This window comes from Rhodovulum sp. (genome assembly GCF_011048875.1).
In the GTDB taxonomy this organism is placed as follows: domain Bacteria; phylum Pseudomonadota; class Alphaproteobacteria; order Rhodobacterales; family Rhodobacteraceae; genus Rhodovulum; species Rhodovulum tesquicola.
Genome location: NZ_DSDD01000448.1, coordinates 1 through 18,053, shown reverse-complemented (window position 1 = coordinate 18,053; position 18,053 = coordinate 1). Strand labels below are relative to the sequence as shown.

At 65.5% G+C, this 18,053-nt stretch carries 24 protein-coding genes and 1 pseudogene; 9 read left to right on the top strand and 16 right to left on the bottom strand.

The features are described 5' to 3' along the window. The 4 genes from ENN83_RS15290 to ENN83_RS15275 form a co-directional block, all read left to right on the top strand. Positions 1-706, top strand: a 706-nt coding sequence (locus ENN83_RS15290; RefSeq protein WP_349760144.1) for a DUF1045 domain-containing protein, incomplete at its 5' end; no start/stop codon positions are given. A gap of 446 nt (positions 707-1,152) precedes the next feature. Continuing rightward, positions 1,153-1,311: a hypothetical protein gene (locus ENN83_RS15285; protein ID WP_253089124.1), complete on the top strand. Its 159-nt coding sequence runs from the start codon at positions 1,153-1,155 to the stop codon at positions 1,309-1,311. Positions 1,312-1,431: 120 nt separating this feature from the next. Continuing rightward, on the top strand, positions 1,432-2,616 hold the full coding sequence (locus tag ENN83_RS15280) for an alpha-D-ribose 1-methylphosphonate 5-triphosphate diphosphatase (protein WP_287188445.1): 1,185 nt from the start codon (positions 1,432-1,434) through the stop codon (positions 2,614-2,616). 487 nt (positions 2,617-3,103) lie between these two features. Beyond that, positions 3,104-3,601 carry a flavin reductase family protein gene (locus tag ENN83_RS15275; protein WP_287188443.1) on the top strand — a complete coding sequence of 166 codons (498 nt, stop codon included), beginning with the start codon at positions 3,104-3,106 and terminating at the stop codon, positions 3,599-3,601. 36 nt (positions 3,602-3,637) lie between these two features. On the opposite strand, the gene ENN83_RS15270 is transcribed toward ENN83_RS15275, so the two are convergent. From ENN83_RS15270 to ENN83_RS15195, 16 genes and pseudogenes are all read right to left on the bottom strand, one after another. Further along, positions 3,638-3,967 (bottom strand): hypothetical protein, encoded by a 330-nt coding sequence (locus ENN83_RS15270; protein ID WP_287188440.1) that lies wholly within the window; start codon positions 3,965-3,967, stop codon positions 3,638-3,640. A gap of 23 nt (positions 3,968-3,990) precedes the next feature. Next, a complete protein-coding gene (locus tag ENN83_RS15265) occupies positions 3,991-4,113 on the bottom strand; it encodes a hypothetical protein (protein ID WP_287188438.1) in 123 nt (40 codons plus the stop codon). Then, the gene (locus ENN83_RS15260; RefSeq protein WP_287188435.1) at positions 4,114-4,245 is read right to left on the bottom strand and encodes a hypothetical protein; all 132 of its coding nucleotides are present in this window, start codon (positions 4,243-4,245) and stop codon (positions 4,114-4,116) included. Positions 4,246-4,474: 229 nt separating this feature from the next. After that, positions 4,475-4,699 carry a hypothetical protein gene (locus tag ENN83_RS15255; protein ID WP_287188432.1) on the bottom strand — a complete coding sequence of 75 codons (225 nt, stop codon included), beginning with the start codon at positions 4,697-4,699 and terminating at the stop codon, positions 4,475-4,477. 222 nt (positions 4,700-4,921) lie between these two features. Continuing rightward, on the bottom strand, positions 4,922-6,187 hold the full coding sequence (locus ENN83_RS15250; protein WP_287188429.1) for an NAD(P)/FAD-dependent oxidoreductase: 1,266 nt from the start codon (positions 6,185-6,187) through the stop codon (positions 4,922-4,924). 59 nt (positions 6,188-6,246) lie between these two features. Beyond that, positions 6,247-6,963, bottom strand: a complete 717-nt coding sequence (locus ENN83_RS15245) for a c-type cytochrome (protein WP_287188426.1) — start codon at positions 6,961-6,963, stop codon at positions 6,247-6,249. A 146-nt stretch (positions 6,964-7,109) separates the two neighbouring features. Then, entirely contained in the window at positions 7,110-7,700 is a 591-nt protein-coding gene (locus ENN83_RS15240) for a thioredoxin family protein (protein WP_287188424.1), read from the bottom strand. Between the two features lie 154 nt (positions 7,701-7,854). Further along, positions 7,855-8,484: pseudogene (locus ENN83_RS15235) on the bottom strand (c-type cytochrome); the annotation flags it as partial. Next, positions 8,468-9,733, bottom strand: coding sequence for a sulfite dehydrogenase (gene soxC / locus ENN83_RS15230; RefSeq protein WP_287188455.1), 1,266 nt, complete (start codon positions 9,731-9,733; stop codon positions 8,468-8,470). The gene soxC and the pseudogene ENN83_RS15235, both read right to left, overlap by 17 nt. A 58-nt stretch (positions 9,734-9,791) precedes the next feature. After that, positions 9,792-11,483 carry a thiosulfohydrolase SoxB gene (soxB, locus tag ENN83_RS15225; RefSeq protein ID WP_287188421.1) on the bottom strand — a complete coding sequence of 564 codons (1,692 nt, stop codon included), beginning with the start codon at positions 11,481-11,483 and terminating at the stop codon, positions 9,792-9,794. Positions 11,484-11,591: 108 nt separating this feature from the next. After that, a complete protein-coding gene (gene soxA / locus ENN83_RS15220; protein ID WP_287188419.1) occupies positions 11,592-12,452 on the bottom strand; it encodes a sulfur oxidation c-type cytochrome SoxA in 861 nt (286 codons plus the stop codon). A 31-nt stretch (positions 12,453-12,483) separates the two neighbouring features. Then, entirely contained in the window at positions 12,484-12,813 is a 330-nt protein-coding gene (gene soxZ / locus ENN83_RS15215; RefSeq protein WP_287188416.1) for a thiosulfate oxidation carrier complex protein SoxZ, read from the bottom strand. Between the two features lie 21 nt (positions 12,814-12,834). Then, entirely contained in the window at positions 12,835-13,254 is a 420-nt protein-coding gene (gene soxY, locus ENN83_RS15210; RefSeq protein ID WP_287188452.1) for a thiosulfate oxidation carrier protein SoxY, read from the bottom strand. Between the two features lie 42 nt (positions 13,255-13,296). Beyond that, positions 13,297-13,773 carry a sulfur oxidation c-type cytochrome SoxX gene (gene soxX, locus ENN83_RS15205; protein ID WP_287188413.1) on the bottom strand — a complete coding sequence of 159 codons (477 nt, stop codon included), beginning with the start codon at positions 13,771-13,773 and terminating at the stop codon, positions 13,297-13,299. Positions 13,774-13,919: 146 nt separating this feature from the next. Beyond that, positions 13,920-14,486 carry a thioredoxin family protein gene (locus ENN83_RS15200; RefSeq protein ID WP_287188409.1) on the bottom strand — a complete coding sequence of 189 codons (567 nt, stop codon included), beginning with the start codon at positions 14,484-14,486 and terminating at the stop codon, positions 13,920-13,922. Between the two features lie 23 nt (positions 14,487-14,509). After that, the gene (locus tag ENN83_RS15195; protein WP_253089110.1) at positions 14,510-15,247 is read right to left on the bottom strand and encodes a cytochrome c biogenesis CcdA family protein; all 738 of its coding nucleotides are present in this window, start codon (positions 15,245-15,247) and stop codon (positions 14,510-14,512) included. A 67-nt stretch (positions 15,248-15,314) separates the two neighbouring features. Here ENN83_RS15195 and ENN83_RS15190 point away from each other — a divergent pair, with 67 nt between their 5' ends. From ENN83_RS15190 to ENN83_RS15170, 5 genes are all read left to right on the top strand, one after another. Next, on the top strand, positions 15,315-15,713 hold the full coding sequence (locus ENN83_RS15190) for a thioredoxin family protein (RefSeq protein WP_287188404.1): 399 nt from the start codon (positions 15,315-15,317) through the stop codon (positions 15,711-15,713). Further along, complete coding sequence (locus tag ENN83_RS15185; protein ID WP_287188401.1) at positions 15,713-16,207, top strand: GlcG/HbpS family heme-binding protein; 495 nt, start codon at positions 15,713-15,715, stop codon at positions 16,205-16,207. Before ENN83_RS15190 ends, ENN83_RS15185 begins: the two co-directional genes overlap by 1 nt. A gap of 18 nt (positions 16,208-16,225) precedes the next feature. Next, complete coding sequence (locus ENN83_RS15180) at positions 16,226-16,615, top strand: ArsR/SmtB family transcription factor (protein WP_414707679.1); 390 nt, start codon at positions 16,226-16,228, stop codon at positions 16,613-16,615. Between the two features lie 43 nt (positions 16,616-16,658). Beyond that, positions 16,659-17,702 carry a YeeE/YedE family protein gene (locus ENN83_RS15175; RefSeq protein WP_287188398.1) on the top strand — a complete coding sequence of 348 codons (1,044 nt, stop codon included), beginning with the start codon at positions 16,659-16,661 and terminating at the stop codon, positions 17,700-17,702. Continuing rightward, a partial coding sequence (locus ENN83_RS15170) for a heparan-alpha-glucosaminide N-acetyltransferase (protein WP_287188395.1) occupies positions 17,699-18,053 on the top strand: 355 nt, incomplete at its 3' end. The genes ENN83_RS15175 and ENN83_RS15170, both read left to right, overlap by 4 nt.

Genomic DNA, 18,053 nt, shown 5'->3' with positions numbered 1-18,053 from the left:
GGGCGGGGAACACGCAATGGAAGGCTACAAGCGCTACGCGATCTATTTTGCGCCGGAACCCGGTCCGCTGGCAGAGTTCGGCGCGGCGTGGCTGGGCTGGGATCCGCTGGCGGGAACGACACGGACGCCGCTCCGGCTGCCGGGCCTGCCCTGCAAGATCACCGAACTGACCGAAACGCCCCGCCGCTACGGGTTCCATGCCACGATCAAGCCGCCCTTCCGGCTGATCGAGAGCAGCGATATCGCGCTTCTGCACCGTTCGGCCGCGGCGCTGGCGGGACAGTTGAAGCCGGTGCTTCTGGACGGGCTTCGGATCTCGCGTCTGTCGGGCTTTCTGGCACTTACGGTTCGGGGCGACAGCCGCGCGCTGTCGGCGCTGGCGGGCAGCGTGGTCGAGGCGCTGGACGGGTTCCGCGCGCCCCCCCTGCCCGACGAGATCGCGCGCCGCGACCCCGACCGGCTGAGCGTCCGCCAGAGGCGGATCCTGGAACGCTGGGGCTATCCTTACCTGATGGAGGAATTCCGTTTCCACCTGACGCTGACCGGCCCGCTCAAGGACGCGGAGGCCGACCGCACCCGCGCGGTGCTTTCGCCGGTCTTGCAACCGCTGATCGACCGGCCGCTCAGGATCGCAAGCCTGTGCCTGTTCGGCGAGGCCGAGGACGGGCGCTTCTACAACCTGCACCGCTATAGCCTGTCGGGCTGAGGCGCGGCGATCATGGCCGGACTGCCCTGGCCGCGCGCATGCGCGCCTTCCGGCGGCGCATTGTGGGTGCGGCGGCGGGGCCGGATCCCCGCGCGCCCCGGCCGGATGCGTCGTCGCGGCAATGCCGCCAGTCTTCGCAAGGGCGCAGGGGATCGACGTTTACGAAATGTCGTTCCCCAGCGGGTCGATCAGCTTCGACGAATCAACCGGCGTCAGCACGCCCGCGATGGCCTGCACAGCCCGGGACGCGCGCCATGCGGCATCGGCCCCTCGCGGCCGACGAACGCACCAGATCACCGGGGACGGCCAGCGCCGTCAACGATGTGCGGCCCGACATCCGCTTTGTCCGTTGGGCGAGACCGGCGAGGTTGCGGGCGGCGGCTTTGGTCATCGTGATGCCGCATTCGCCGGGAACATGGTGGGTGCATCGGCAAAGGAGGCCAGCCATGCTCGACCGGATCGCCACGATCAGCTTCGACCAGATCGCGCTGAGTTTGCTGACGGTCGTCCTGCTGCGCGAGGGGATGATCCTCGTGCTGCCCGACAGCGTCGCTGGCCCGGGGGGCTGGCTGATCGACACGACGCCGGAACGGGGCGAGGAATAGGCCCGTCGCGCCGCGCCCTGCGCGCCGCCCGATTGCGTGACGATGTTCCGTGGCCCGATGTCATACCCGCGATACAGAGACGGATTATCCACAGGAGTCACAGCTGTTTCGAGTCAGACGATGTCGCATTATCTGCCCCCCTTGCGGTTCACCGGCGCAACCATCCTGCGCGACGAAGAGATGCAGCGCCGCTCTCTGTCCATTGCCGATGGCCGGATCACCCGTGGCCCGCTGCCCGAGGTGGACCTTAGGGGCTATCTGATCCTGCCCGGCATCGTCGATCTGCATGGCGACGCCTTCGAGCGTCATATCGCGCCCCGGCCCATGGCGCCCTTCGCACCAACGGTCGGTCTGGCGGCGACCGACCGCGAGGCGGCGGCGAACGGGGTGACCACCGCCTGGCTTGCACAGGGCTGGTCCTGGGAGGGCGGGCATCGCAGCCCGGACCGGGCCGAGGCCCTCATGGAGGCGCTGGACGCCTATCGCGGCCAGATGTTGACCGATCTTCGCCTGCAAATCCTCTGCGAGACGCATATGGTCGAGACCGGGCAACGCCTGCTGGACGCGATCCGCCGCCACCGTATCGGCTATGTCGTGTTCAAAAACCATGTGGACGACGCCGCCGAAACGGCGCGCACCCGGCCCGACCGGCTGGCGCTGTGGGCTGCGCAAGCCGGGCAACGCCCCACGACCTACCGGGAACGGATCGCCGCGGCGCATGAACAGGCGGGCGAGGTTCCGCGCCACCTGTGCCGTCTGGCCGATGCCTTCGACGAGATGGGCGTTCTCTACGGTTCGCATGACGACCCCGATGGCGAAACGCGCGAGCGCTTTTCGATGATCGGGGCGCGGATCGCCGAGTTCCCGCTGACCCGCCGCGCCGCCGCGGCGGCCAAGGCGATGAACGATCCGGTGCTGCTGGGCGCACCGAATGTCGTGCGGGGCGGGTCGCAGGCGGGCAATGTCTCGGCGCTGGACCTGATCGCGCAGGGGCTGTGCGATGGGCTCGTGTCGGATTACTATTACCCCGCGCTGACGCATGCGGTCTGGCGGCTGGTCGACAGCGGCCTGATGGACCTGCCCCGGGCCTGGGCGCTGATCTCGGAGCGGCCCGCCGCGATCCTGCGCCTGCCCGATCGCGGGCGGCTCGATCAGGGACGCCGGGCCGATCTCTGCGTCGTCAATTCAAGGACACGCGCGGTCGAAATGACCGTGGCGGGGGGGCGACTGACCTATCTTGCAGGCGAGGCTGCGCACCGGCTCGCCAACAGGCTGCATCATAGCCTTGGTATGGCCGCGGAATAGGCCCCGAGGGTCGTGCAGTCGCGATCTTGTCGTCTTCCGATTACGCCTGCGTCATATTTGGCATCTATCATCAGGCATATTCTAAGGGCCGGTGGTGACATCGGTTTTGACATTTCGCCGCAAGGCAACCGTGCATTGAAGACCGTTTCTTGATCGGTTTCGGGGACGGCTTGCGGGCCGTCCCCTTTTTTCGGAAAGGGATGGTCCGGTGCGGCGCTCAGGATGGCTTTCATCGGGGCGGATCCTGCCGCGGCCGAGCAATCGGGGCCTCATGCCGGACGATGGCGCGCCGCTGAAGCGCCCCTCGCCAGCGGACCCGTTGATTTCCCGCGGCCGTTTGGAGGCAAGGGTTCGGGATGAAGGGCCGTCCGGCCGCAACGCGATCCTTCCGGCTTTCGCGCAATTTGTGACTGTGCCCGGGCGGTTGCCGCTTTCCCTTCGATGGCGCATGCTCGCGCCCTGATCAATGGCGAGAGGATGCCGCCCCATGGACCGATTCACCCCCGGCCCCACGACCGAACGGCAATATCGCGATGCGCTGGGCTGTTTCGCGACCGGCGTGACCGTGGTGACGGTCGCGGCCCCGGCCGGGCCTGTGGGCATCACGGCGAACAGCTTTTCCTCGGTCTCGCTCGATCCGCCGCTGATCCTGTGGTCGCCCGCCCGCGCTTCGGCGCGGTTCGGGGCGATGACCGGGGCGGACCGCTTTGCCGTGCATGTGCTGGGCGCGGGCGAGATCGCCGTCGCGCAACGCTTTGCCCGGTCGGGCGACGCGTTCGACGGACTGGCGATGGAATGGGCCGAAAGCGGCCCACCCCTACTGGAGGAGGGCTGGATCGCACGGTTCCTGTGCACCCGCGTTGCGGTGCATGAGGCGGGCGATCACGCCATCGTGGTCGGCCGGGTCGACGAGGTCGTCCGCCGGGAAGGCCCGCCGCTGATCTTCGCAGGCGGCGCCTATGGGGATTTCAGCCCCACAGGGTAAGGGGCGGCGCGGTCAACCGCGCCGCATACCGGGCAGTCAGCCGCCGCGAGCCAGGACGCCATCCCCCTCGCCCACCGGTTCATTGCCGGTCATCAGGTGAAAGTCGTTCGGATTGGCGTCGTTCCAGCCGAAGCGGACCGGTGCCTCGTTGCGCAGGTGTCCAGCATCACCGGCATCTGCTGGAAGTCCAGATAGCCGTGGACTCGCCGGCCATAGGTGGTCGGCGCCGAGGCATCGGGCAAAGGCCCGCTTTTGCGAACGCCCCCCCGCTTGGAAGCCCGGGCCGTTCAACTGGATCAGACCGTAATAGGCCGGTCCACCGACCGACGCCTTGCAGGTCTCGATTTCATACCATTTCCAGGCCATGTCAGGCTATTCTGCGCGTTTTCTCAGCTTTCGGCTTCGCCCACGGGTTCGAGCTGGGTGGTCACCGATCCGGTGGTCGAGTTGCCATAGACCGGATCCTCGTTGCGCAGGATGTCGATCACCCGCGCGAAGTTCTCGGCATTCATCTAGGGCGTTTCCTCGCGCTTGTTCTCGAAGGTGGTGAAGTAGAACTTTCCCATGCCGATCTTGGGATCCCGGAGGGCCTGGGGCCCGCTGAGCTTGGTCCAGCCGGTGGTTCCTTGTGCATGATCAGGCATGTCTGCGTGACCATTGTTCGCGTGAAATCGCGATGATGGTTCGCCACTCCTCCGGCATGGCCGGAGCGCACCCGTTCCCCGCGGGGACAGGCCCCGCGGCCACGTCCCGGCCCACCGCACGAATGTCCGACCCGCCGGGTATTCAGAGGCTCGCGCGAACGACCGGGCAATGCATTGACGGGCATCATGGGAGAGGTGACCGGCCCGGCAACCGGGCCGGATCGAGCGGTCAGTCGGGTCGCGGCCGGTTCACGTTGAGGCTACGCTTGAGACGCCTCAACGAGGACGGTGTCATCCCGAAATAGCGCGCCATCTCCTGGTCGCTGAGGCCATAGCCGGTCATTGCACGCAGGGTCGCATCCGGCATCGGACCCAGCTTGCCGAGAATCAGCGCATGATCGTCGAGACAAGCACGGCACAATGGCCGTGCCCCTGGCTTGCTTGTCTTGGTCACGTTCCTCGCTTCTCCCCGAACCAGTCCCTCTCTGCGGGATTGTATCACGATTCTCTCCCGGTTGATCCGGGATTCCCCACGAGGCCAACCATACCACAGTCCGGCCCACCGACGGCATGCGCCGCGTGGACGGGGATGAACGCGTGGCAAGATGCCGCCTAGCCGCGGCGCAGCGCGGGCCCCACCCGAGGGCGAGGCCCGCAAATCCGATGCGTGAACGGATCAGCCGAACATGTCTGCGGCGATCCCCGCATACCAGCCCAGGCTTTCCTCGTAGGTCAGCTTGCGCAGGTCGGCATCCTCGCCGGTCTGGCTGATGAAGCCGTCCACCTTGGCGATCATCTCGTCGGTCGGTGCATAGGAGGCCCCCACCTTCACCCCGTCATCGGTGTCGATCAGCGACCAGCAGGTATTCGAGTATTTCGCCGGGAAGGCGTTGGACCCGGTCAGCGCCGCGCGCACCTGCATCGCCGCCACCTTGGCATGGCTGTTGGCCGAGAAGCCCGATTTCGGCATGTCGCCCGCGATGGCGGCATCGCCCAGCACATGGATGTCTTCGTCCATCCGGCTTTGCATCGTGGCGGGCACGATGGGGCAATAGCCGTTATCGCCCGTCAGCCCCGCCAGTTCGGCGATGCGGCCGGCCTTCTGCGCCGGGATCACGTTGCACACATCGACGGTTTCGACCTGACCGTCGATATCGACCTCCATCGTCTCGGGATTGACCGAGAAATTGCTGCCGCCGAAATCCGGGCCGATGCGCTGGATCATGCCCGGATAGTACTTCTGCCACCCTTCCTCGAACAGCGCCTGTTTCGAGAAGCTCGCCTTGGGATCGACGATCAGGATCTTGGCGGTCGGGTTCCGCTCGCGCAGCACATGGGCCACCATCGAGATCCGCTCGTAGGGGCCGGGCGGACAGCGGAACGGGTCAGGCGGGGCGATCATGCAGAACACGCCGCCCTCGGGCATCGCCTCGATCTGCGCCTTCAGAAGCTGGGTCTGGCTGCCCGCCTTCCAGGAATGCGGCATCCGGTTCTGGGCCGAGATGTCCCAACCGGGCACCGAGCCTTCGACGAAGTCGATCCCCGGCGCGACGATCAGCTTGTCATAGGCGAAGGCATGGCCGCCCGCGGTGGTCACGGTCTTCGTGTCCCGGTCGACGCCGACCGCCCAGTCATGCACGACATTGATGCCGTAATCCGAGGCCAGCTTGCCATAGCTGTGCCCGATCGAGGCCAAGTCGCGGAATCCGCCGATATAGAGGTTCGAGAAGAAGCAGGTGTAATAGGTGCGGGTGGGCTCGATCAGGGTAACGTCGATCGCACCCTGGCTGTCCTTGGCGATGTAGCGCGCCGCGGTCGCGCCGCCCGCCCCTCCGCCCACGATCACCACGCGCGGCCGGGCCTGGCCGATCAGAGGCGTGGCCGACAACGCAGCGCCGAGCGCGAGGCTCGTGCCGAGAAAACTCCGTCTGTTCAGTGTCATGTCGCTTTTCCTCCCTGGACATGATCGCGCGTTTCCATTGTCGCGATGGCGAAGGCCCGCTAGGGCGTGAGCGAGCCGAAATAGGCGGCAAGCGCGGCGATCTCCTCGTCGGAGAGTCGGCCCGCCATCATCTGCATCACCGGATGGGGCCGGAGCTTCTGCTTGTAGGCATGCATGGCCAGCACGAAATCCCGCTGCGGCCAGAGCACGATGGACGGGATTCCCTGATCGGAGCCGTCGCGCTGATGGCAGGTGGTGCATTCGCTGGAGAGATACTCGCCATAGGCCATGTCGCCGACGATGGCGAGCGTCTCTTCCGACAGCATGGGCAGATCGGCGCGCGCGGTCGGCGCGGCCTCGGGGATGTTCGAGGGCCGGTCCGAGAAATCGCGCAGGAAGGCCAGCAGATCGGCGCGCTCGCGCGGATCCTCGAGCCCGTCAAAGCTCATCCGGGTGCCGGACACCAGGACCCGCGGATTCTCGATATAGGCGTCCAGCGTTTCCAGCGTCCAGGTCAGCCCGCCGCGCCCCATCCTCGTCATCGAGCGCGAATAGGGAAAATCGGAGATTGCCCCGGCGCGGCGGCCGAAGATGCCGTTCAGCGGCGGGCCGATGCCGATCTCGGCCTCCGGGCCGATCTGGTGGCAGCCGCTGCAGAAGACCCAGATCTCGGCCCCGCGCCCGGCATCGCCGATCGCCTCTGCCCTCGTCTGGGAATGCGCCTGACCGACCCCGGACAAGGCCAGTGCAAGACCAAGAAAAAGAGCCTCCCTCATATTCAAATACTGCGATAGATCACGGGACCGATCAAGCGAATCGTTCCGCAAAAGCGGGCTTTCGCTGACCTTTTATCGTTCGAAAAAATCAAACTGTTCCAGTTCGTTGCAGCCGACCGGCCTGCCGCAGCACAGCGCCCGCGCCGCTACCAGACATCGGGATCGATTCCCCGCTCGCGCAGCGTGGCGAACTTGTCCTGAAGATAACGCGGGAACGGCTGTGCCCGGTATTCCCCGGTCGCGACATATTCCAGTGCAGAAAGGTAGTGGAACGGCTTCAGATAACCCGGCAGGCGGAACGCCTCGGCCTCGGCCCGGCTGGCCGACCCGGCCGCTTCGGCGGGAAACAGCACCGTGGTCGGGGTGAAGTTCACCGTCCATTTCGCAGCCAGCGCGCGTTCCTCCAGCGTCTCGCCGTCGAAATCCAGAAGCCTTCGCGCGCCCCAGAGGTCAAGCTGGACGACGTCGAAATGCGCCGTCAGGAAATCGGCGAGCTCTGGGCGCGCAAAGTTTACCGCATGCAACTCGCGGCAATAGGGACAGCCGGCCTGCTCGAACAGGACGATCAGCCCCCTGCCCCCTGCTGCGGCCTCGGCAAGATCGTCGCCGAGTTCAAGGAAACTGTCCAGAAACCACGGCTGCTTGTAGAGCCCGTCATCGCCCAGCGTGACGGCGCGCACGGGATGGGCCAGCGCAAGGGCGGCCCCGCCCGCAAGGATATCGCGGCGTGTCGGCATGTCGTCTTCCCTTTCAACGGAGTCTAGTGCGGAAACGCTATCCGTCCAGCGCCAAGAAAAAGCGGCCCCCGGAGGAAGGGGGCCGCACGCCGGTCCGGGAGGGGGGACCGGTCAGCCGGATACGCCTGGCCGGGCGCGCCGGATTTGCCTACATGTCGGGCGTGACGTTCAGTATGGTTGCCCGCATCGTGATCTCCACGCTGTCCTTGCAGTCGGTCATGCAGGGCTCGCGCACGAAAAGCGGCAGTTCGACCTCGTCACGGTCATCCGGGATGAAACCGTCGGCATTGGGCATCTGGACGTCGAGGAAATTCTCGTTCGACAGCTCGAAATCGTCGTCCACCAGGAAGTTGGAATAGAGAATATAGGCGACGATGGCATAGACCTCGTCGGGTTCGAGCACTTGCGCGCCGCCGAAGGGCATCGAGCGGTAGATATAGTTCCAGACCGTCGAGAGGTATGGCCAGTAGGATCCGACCGTCTTGACCGGGTCGGCATCGCCCAGCGTACCCTCGCCACCCGCAAGCTGCGGCCAGTTATCGACACCTTCAGCGAATTCGCCATGGCAGACCGCGCAATGGAACGAGAACAGGTCCTCGCCATCGGCCACGGTGCCGGACCCGACCGGCAGGCCGCGCCCGTCGGGCATCGCCTTGACGTCCCAGGCGGCGATCTCTTCGGGCAGCGCGGGACGGCCGAGGCCCAGCCTTTCGGCCAGCGCAGGGCCAGCGCCCAGCGTCACGGCCAGCACCGTGCCGATGGCCAGATCACGAAACCTCGACATTTTCTGCCTCCCCGTTCGCCTTGACCCACCAGGTCTGGATACAGTTGTTGTGGTAGACCGAGTTCAGCCCCCTGATCTCGCGCAACTCGTTCTTGGTCGGCTGGACATAGCCGGTGCTGTCCATCGCCCGGCTTTGCAGCAGCATCTCCGAGCCGTCCCATTCGATATCCAGGTAGAACCGCGTCAGCGCCATGGGCTGGCCGGGTTGGGCCAGCCGCGCGACCTGCCAGCTCTTTCCGCCGTCGATCGAAACATCCACCCGCTGGATCGCGCCCCGCCCCGACCAGGCAAGCCCAGTGATGACCAGCGGACCGGGCCCGTGGGTGATCGGCGATTGCGGGCTGGGCGAGGTGACGACCGACTTGGCGTCCATCACCCAGGTCCATTTGCGGCTGACGCCATTGGCCAGCGTATCAGTATATTTCGAGGTCTCCTCGCGGCTTTCGACCGGGCCGTCGGTGACCTCGATCCGGCGCAGCCACTTGACCCAGAGGTTCCCCTCCCAGCCCGGCACGACAAGGCGCACCGGATATCCATGCTCCTTGCGCAGCGCCTCGCCATTCGCCTTGAAGGCGACAAGGCAATCGTCCAGCGCCTTGTCCAGCGGGATCGAGCGGCCGTTCGACGAGGCATCCGCCCCCTCGACGAAGATCCACTTGCCCTCGGTCCTGATGCCCGCCTCGTTGAGCAGGGTGCGCAACGGCACGCCGGTATATTCCATGTTGTGGATCATGCCATGGGTGAACTGCGCGCCGTTGAGCTGCGCACCCGCCCATTCCATGCCGGTATTCGCCGCGCACTCGCAGAAATAGACGTGGTTTTCCCGCGGGAAGCGTTCCAGATCCCAGTAGGTGAAGACCAGCGGCGTGTGCACCAGCCCGTTGATCATCAGCCGGTAGTCTTCCTTGGGCAGGTCGATGGCACCCGAATGGTGCCGCTCGAAGGCGCAGCCCTGCGGCGTGATCGTACCGTCCAGCGCGTGGATTGGCGTGAAGTTGATCGACGAGATCACATCGGCCGTCAGCCATTCGACATTGCGCCGAACCACGTCGGATTCGTAGTCGATGGGCAGCCCATAGGGCGTGGCATCCACCCCCTCGCCGAAGCCCTGAGCCCAGGGCTGAACCTCGGTGATCAGCGGATCGGGTTCTTGCGCTGCCGCGCCGCCCGCGGCCAGCGCGCCCCCCGTGGCAAGCCCCGCCTTGAGAAAGCCACGGCGGCTGGTCGTGGGTGTCACGGCACCTGTCATCGCTGCACCCTCCTGCTGGTCTGGTCTGAAAATCCTGCTCATCTCGTCCTCCCGCATCTCAGGCACCGGTCACCTGGACCGACATGTTCGGGTCGACACTGACCGTTCCCTTGCGTCGGATATAGGCTTCGACCACGTCCCAGATCGGCGGACCTTCGGTGCCCTCAGTGACGCTGGCCCAGCCCGAGACGACATAGGTCCTGGCCGGGTCGATCGCCTCGCCGGTCTTCAGCAGGGTCATGTTCGTGATCCGGCTGCCCCGCGGTTTGGACACGTCGATATGATAGCCCATGCCACCCACCCGAACCATGTCGCCGCCCTGCTGGTAGTAGGGGTCGGGGTTGAACAGGTTGTCGGCCACGTCCTCGAGGATGACGTGCAACATCTCGCCGCTCATCTCGGACCGGTAGGCGTTCGGATAGCTCATCGAGGTGACGTTGAAGACATCCTCGCGGGTGATCGGATCGCCGGGGACCAGGCTCGGCCCCCAGCGGAAGCCGGGGCTCAGCGCGATATCGGCCTCGCGTTCCTCGATCAGCGCGTTGCAGATAAGGTCGTCCCAGGTGCCGTTGAAATTCCCCCGCCGGTAAAGCAGGCTGTCGGTGGTGCCCAGCACCTCTTCCAGGTCCGCTTTGTAGGGCGCGCGCTCCGCGTCGATCAGCGCGGCGACCTCCGGGTCGGGGGCGATCACGTCCGAGAAGATCGGGATCAGCTTGTGGCGGAAGCCCAGCACCCGGCCGCCCTGCACATCGAGGTCCAGCCTCGTGACGAACTTGCCGTTCGAGCCCGAGGCGATCAGCAGGGTCTGGCCGACCAGCACCGGTTCGGGCAGGGCGTCATGGGTGTGCCCGGTCAGGATCACGTCGATGCCCGGCACGCGGGCGGCCATCTGGCGATCCGTGTCGAAGCCGTTATGCGACAGCACCACGACCAGATCGGCACCGGCCTCGCGCACCTCGGCGACAACGGCGGCCATGCGTTCCTCGCGCACGCCGAAGGACAGGCCGGGGAACATCCAGCCCGGGTTGGCGATGGGCATGTAGGGGAAGGCCTGGCCGATCACCGCGATCTGCGCGCCGCCCCGCTCGAACATCTGGTAGGGTTCGTAGGCGGGTTCGTCCCATTCGGCATCGAAGATGTTGGCGCCGAGGAAGGGGAAATCCAGCCCCTCGACGATCTCGTTCACGCGGTCGACGCCAAGGGTGAATTCCCAGTGGCTGGTCATCGCATCCGGTTTGAGCCGGTTCATCACGTTGACCATGTCCTGCGCATTCGTCTTGAGGCAGGTATAGGACCCGTGCCAGGTGTCGCCGCCATCCAGAAGCAGCGCCTCGGGCCGGTCGGCGCGGATCGCGTCAAGCACCGTCGCCACCCGGTCAAGCCCGCCCATCCGGCCATAGCCCCTGGCCAGCGAGACGAAATCCACATGGGTCAGCGCATAGGCTTCGGGCGTGCCGGGCGTGATGTCGAACATCTTCAGGAAATCTTCGCCCGTGACATGCGGCGGCTTGCTGGTCGCCGCGCCTACGCCAAGGTTGATCTCGGGTTCGCGGAACCAGATCGGCTTGAGCTGGCCATGGATGTCGGTGATGTGGATCAGCGTGACATTGCCGAAGGTGTCGAATTGCAGCAACTGGTCCTGGCCCAGCGCCTGCTGCGCGACGAGTTTCGCCCAGTTGCCGATACCGGAAGCCCCGTAGACAGCCGAGGCCGCCACCGCCGCCTGCAGGAAATCTCTGCGTGAAATCATCGTCTCAGCATCCTTTCTGGCAAGTTCCACACATTCTCACATGCGCGAAACTGAATATTTCAGGCCGAAAAAAAACCCGCGCCAGCCGACCGGCGCGGGTTTTCGGTTTCAGTTGCGGACCGCGGGGCCCTCGACCGACAGACCGTTGCCGCGCGAGGCGACGTAAAGCTCCAGCGCCACGAATTCGGGCAAGCCGATGTCGAAGGGCACGCCGCGGGTGTCGCGCATGCAGCCTTTGAAGCGGTCATGCACGGCGATGAGCCTGGTGTTCTTCAGCCGGTAGGTCGGGAAGCCGTTGGTCATCCCCATGCTGAGGTGGTCGGCCCGGATGTAGTTGTCGTAATTCTCTTCGTGGCAACTTGCGCAAGACAGATCGAGTTGCCCGACGCGAGTATAGTAGATCTCCTTGCCCTTCTCCCACATCTCGCGGGCCGGGCCGTCGATCGCCACGTTCATCGGCAGGCCGCGCGAGACGGAGGCGATCAGAGCGGTCATGTTGACCATGTCGCTGCCGATGTATTTCCACTCCTCGGCGCCCATCCGGTTGGTGCGGCAATCGTTGATCTGCATCTCGATCGTTCGCACCTCGCCCGCGCTTTCCACCCATTTCGGATAGACCGCGCGCACGCCCCGCATGCCTTCCTCGACCGTTCCGTGGCAATCGGCGCATGATTTACCTGCGCTGCCCTCGGCGGTTTCCCAAGTCTCGATGGCCATTTCAGCGGCGCTGAGGCCCGGATTCTCGAAATCATCCATCTGCAACGCCTGGGTTTCCCGCGTGCGGAAGGTCCAGCCAGACCGGATTTCGGGCAAGGCACCCTCAAGATGCGCAGGGGCTTCGGCGCGGGTAATGATCTGGATCTCGTCATTGATCACCAGCTCCGCGTCCGGGTCCGCCGCCGCGGCCCCGGCGAGGATCGCCAGGCCCGCGGAAAATGACGTGGTCAGCCTGATCGGCGCGGTATTCATGCGTTTCCCTCCCTTGAAACGACGATGCGCGTCAGGCGACCGTGATCGACTGGACGTCCTCGTAGACCGATCCGTCGTCGTCGTACCAGGTGAACTTCATGTCCCCCGTTTCCGGAACGATCGCCTCGAACTCGAAATACGGGTTGGTCGAGATCGCCGGCGCCAGATCCACGTCGATCACGTTCTGGCCGTTGAACTCGACAGTGAAGCGATTGATGATCGACCGCGGGATCAGATTGCCATCGCTGTCCTTGCGCTGACCGGATTCCATCCGGTGGCTGATCAGCGTCTTGATTGTCACGGACCCGCCCGCCGACGCCGTCTTCGGAACCCGCACGCGGGGTTTGACATCCTGTGCCATGTCCTGTGTCCTCCTTTATCCTCAGCCGCCGCAGCCGCCGATGGTGACCTTCACTTCATTTGCCGCCTGAACGAAGCTGCCGTCGCCCATCCGGGCAATGGCGATGACATCCTGCGTACCGGCCAGACGGACGCGCGTCGCTGCCTTCTGCTTGCCGGCCAGCGGGCCGAACCTGAAGGTGGCCACCTCCGGGGTCGGGTTGTTCGAGGCCAATACCAGGATTTCCTCGGCGCCGGGGGCGTCGACCTCGATCGGCACGGTGTTGCCGTTCTCGGCGATCTCGGGTGTGGTCAGCGTGATCCCGCCCGACCCTACCTCGGCACCGCCCGTGAACGCTGCGATCTGCTCGTCAATCGCCGCGCGGGCCGCCCGGGTCGGCAGCATCAGAGCAGCGGCGAAGCCTGCGCTGATCGCGATTGCTCCTCGTCTCGTGAATTCCATATGTCGACTCCTTTCTGCTGTCGGATCGCCCATGTCGGACACCTAGTCGGTCAGCGTCATCAGGTAGGCCACCGCATTCTCGATTTCCTGCGCGGTCAGCAGCGGCCCTACTTCGCCCTCAAGCGGCTTGGTGGTGAAACCGTCCGCGATACGGTTGAACCCGTCCACCTTGTAGAAGGACGGCATGACCGTGCCCTCGAACACGTTCTTGGCATTCACCAGAATGCCGCGGATCATCGCCTCGGGATAGCGCGAGGCCACACCATCTAGGGTTGGTCCCACGTTGCCGTGGAACGGCACATCAGCAAGATCCGTCGCCGCATGGCAGGCAACGCAATTGGCATTTGTACGGTTCGACATCAGCTTGCGCCCCGCCTCCGGGTCGCCGGGCGTATCGGTCAGGGGCGTCGCGACATAGCCAGACTCGTCAAACATGACGTCCAGAGGCGCCACCTCTGCCGCATGCGCAGACGTCAGGCCCGCCGCAAAGCCGAACACGCCCAGTGCCACCTTTCTCATTTCAAAGAATCCTCCCGCATCTTCTCCCTGACGAGAAAGGTAACGGAAGTGCACCATCGCATGCAACAACGAATTAGGTTTTTTGCATATGGCAAATTCTCAGGGATTTCAGGCGCTTCCGTGAAGAATAACTCATATTGGTGATGTCAGTTTTCACCTTCGGCGAGAACGCGCGCAACGTATTTCTGGAAATGCTCGTCGCCTTCGTAACCCTTTTCCAGGACCCATTGCAGCAAGGCCCGCGTGGTGCCCTTGCCGAAGGCGCCCGGCATCGTTGCGACCGCCGCCTGCCCCGCGGTGCCGCTTTCGGGCGCCTTTTCCGGCATGAACATCAGCGTCGGCGTGAACACGATGCCCCAGCGCGAGGCCATGTCCTTTTCGGCGCGCGTCGTGCCGTCCAGATCGGTGACCTGGACATCCCCGAACAGGTTCATCTGCACGACGAAATAGTTCTCGCGAATAAGCGCCTCGATCCCGGGATCTGAAAACACCTCCTCGTGCATCTTGGTGCAGTAGATGCAGCCGCGCTGTTCCCAGATGACCAGCATGCGCTTGCCCTCGGCATTGGCCTCGGCGATATCCTCGGACATGTCCTTGAACGTGTCGCGCAGCCAGTCGGGCTTGTGCAGACCGTCATCGCCAAGGGGTGGCCCGGCCAGCACGGGCGCCGCAAGCGCCAAGAACCCGGCGGCAAGAAGCGTGGTCAGTCTCATGTCTTTCCTCCCTTTCCAGAGTGTCAGCCGATCCGCGAGAACCACGGCACATGATCGATCATGAACTGCGCGATATAGGCCACGGAATTGGTGGCGATCAGCACAGCGAACAGGATCAGCATGCCGCCCATGACCTTCTCGACATGGCCCAGATATTTCCGGTTGCGCTGCATCCAGCGCAGGAACGGCCGGGCAAAGGCCGCCGCGATCACGAAGGGCAACGTCATCGCCAACCCGTAGACCAGCAGCAGCGCGCCGCCCTTGACCACATCGCCCATGCCGCTGGCCACCATCAGGATCGCGGCGAGCGCCGGGCCCACGCAGGGCGTCCAGCCGAAGCCGAAGGCCAGCCCCATCAGATAGGCGCCCAGGATCGTCGTGGGTTCGGCCTTCGATTCGATCCGCGCCTCGCGATAGAGGAACGGAATGCGCAGCACGCCCAGGAAATGCAGCCCGAACAGGAACAGGATCGCGGCGGCGACATAGGACAGTTCCTGCCGCCAGGCGGCAAAGCCCTTGCCCAGCGCCGTCGCCCCCATCCCCAGCAGCACGAAAATCGTCGTGACCCCCAGCGCGAAGAAGACCGCCGAGACGACCAGACGGCGCACCGCGCCCGCGGGGATATGATCCTCGCTGCGCAACTCGCTCATCGAGATCCCGGCCATGTAGCACAGATAGAAGGGCACGATCGGCAGGATGCAGGGCGACAGGAAGGACAGGATGCCCGCGATGGCGGCGCCGCCGAAGGAAATGTCCAGCATCAAGGCCCTCCCTTGCCGTGGATGCGAAAACACATTACGATCTTTATATGTAGCGGGGCGGCCGCAAATGAAACGAGTATTTCCCGCATTGCTTTGCGCGGGGCTTTTTGCTTCCGCGCCGCTGGGCGTTGCGCGCGCCGAGCTTGTGCTGGCAATGTTCGAGCGGGCGGGCTGCATCTATTGCAGGATTTGGGACGACCAGATCGCACCGATCTGGCCGCGGACGGCCGAAGGCGCAATTGCGCCCCTGCGCCGGATCGACCTGGACCGGCGGCTGCCCGACGACATCCGGCTTGCCAGCCGCCCGGTCTTCACGCCGACCTTCGTGCTGTTGCGCGACGGGGTGGAGGTGGCGCGTCTGGAAGGCTATCCAGGGGAGGATTTCTTCTGGGGGCTGATCGGGGAGATCCTGCGCAAACAGCCAGAATGGGCCGAGAACGACGAAAAGGGAGGAGTCGAGGGATGATGAGAACGCTGATTTTGACGGCGGCGCTGGTGCTGCCGACGGGGAGCGCGCTGGCGGCCGAGGATGCCTTTGTCGAGTTCCGGACGCTCAAGCCGGAACTGGCGATGCAGGCGGCGATGGCCGCGATGGAGCATTGCCGGGGCGAGGGCTATCAGGTCGGCGTGGCCGTCACGGACCGCTCGGGCACGCTGCAGGCTTTCGTGCGCGACCGCTTCGCGGGCGCCCATGTCGAGGAGACCGCCCGGCGCAAGGCCTGGACGGCGGCCAGCTTTCGCACCAGCACGCTGGAGCTGGGCGAGTTGACCGCGCCGGGCACGATCTATGCCGGAATCCGCGATCTCGACCAGGCGCTGGCGCTTGGCGGCGGGGTGACGATCGAGCATGCAGGCGCCATTGTCGGCGCGATCGGCGTCTCGGGCGCCCCAAGCCCCGATCTCGACGACACCTGCGCGCGAGAGGGCATCGCCACGATCGAGGAAACGATGGGCTTCTGAGGAAGCCGCAGGAGGCCAATGGCAGCAGACATCGCCCATAGCGGCACGCATGATCCGGAAGAAGGCGGCCTTCCGGTCAAGGACATGGTCCAGCATGCACAAACCGCATCGAGCTTTCTGAAGGCGCTCTCGCATGAGGGACGGCTGATGATCCTGTGCCACCTGACCACCGGCGAGAAATCGGTGACCGAACTGGAAACGCTCCTCGCTTCGCGCCAGGCCGCGGTCAGCCAGCAACTGGCCCGGCTCAGGCTCGAAGGGCTGGTGAATTACCGGCGCGAGGGCAAGGCGATCTATTATTCGCTGGCCGACGAACGCGCCCGGCGCGTTCTGGAGTTGATGCACGACATGTTCTGCAACGCACAGAACCCGCCGCCGCGTCTGGTCGGCGGACACGTAAGAAGATAGGATCCGGGGCCGCACCAATCACGGCCCGGGGCGGGGAGGACGGATGGACAGCATTCCCGCAGGCGCCTGGGCGGCGCTGATCGGCCTTGTCACGGGCTGCATCCTGGGCCTTGCCGCCCGGCTGGGTGATTTCTGCACCCTGGGCGCGGTGGAAAGCGCAGTCTATGGCGAGGACCAGCGGCGGCTCAGGACGTGGGGCGTGGTGCTGGGCACGGGCATCGCGGCAACCTTCCTGCTGGCCGGGACGGGGCGGATCGACCTCTCGCTGACGCCCTATCATTCCATCGCCTGGAACCCACTGGCCTCGATCCTGGGCGGCGGGCTTTTCGGTTATGGCATGGCACTTGCAGGCAATTGCGGCTTCGGCGCGCTGGCGCGCTTCGGCGGCGACCTGCGCTCGCTGGTGGTGGTCGTCGTGATCTCGATCATGGGTTTCGTCACGCTGTCGGGGCCGCTTGCGCCCCTGCGCGACTGGGCCTTCCCGCAGGAACCCTCCGAGGGCATGCAGGGCATCGCGCATCTGCTGGGCGGGCTGTTCGGCCTGCCGGTGCTAGCCGTCGCGCTGGCCATCGCGGCCGGTTTCATCGCCTGGGGCGTCGTGCATGCCCCGCTCAGGGCCGAGCCGCGCCGGATCGTCTGGGGCATGGCGGTGGGGCTGTCCATTGCAGGCGCGCTCTGGGGAATGAGCCATCTGAACGAACTCAGCTTCGGCGCGGTCGAGGTCGAGGGCCATACCTTCACCGCGCCGCTCGGGCGCACGCTGATATGGCTGATGACCGCTTCGGCGGGGGGGCTGTCCTTCTCCGTGGGCTCGGTTCTGGGCGTGCTGCTGGGCGCCTGGCTCGGGTCATGGCATAAGGGCAGCTTCCGTTGGGAGGCCTGCGAGGACCCGCGCGAGCTTGGCCGCCAGGTGGGCGGCGCGGCGCTGATGGGCATCGGCGGCGTGGTCGCGATGGGCTGCTCGATCGGCCAAGGCGCGACCGGCTTCTCCACGCTGGCCTATTCGGCGCCGGTGACGCTTATGGCGATCTATGCGGGCGCGTTCCTGGGGCTAAAGCGCCTGATCGCCGGGTTCCAGCCCGATTGAGCGCGCCTGCCCCCCCTGCCGGTCGGATCGACGCCATCGACCTGGCCCGGACAGTGGCTCTGGTCGGGATGGGGCTGTTCCATCTGGTCTATGACCTCGAGATGTTCGGCCACCTGCCCCCCGGCACCGCGGTCACCGGCGGCTGGCGCATCCTGTCCTATGCCGTCGCCGGGTCCTTCCTGTTCCTTGCCGGGGTCAGCCTGCAACTTGCCCACGGGCAAGGGCTGCGCTGGCGCGCCTACCTGCGCCGCCTCCTGACGATCACCGGGGCGGCGGGCCTGGTCAGCCTTGGCACCTGGGTCATGTTCCCGGCCAGCTTCGTCTATTTCGGCATCCTGCATTCCATCGCCG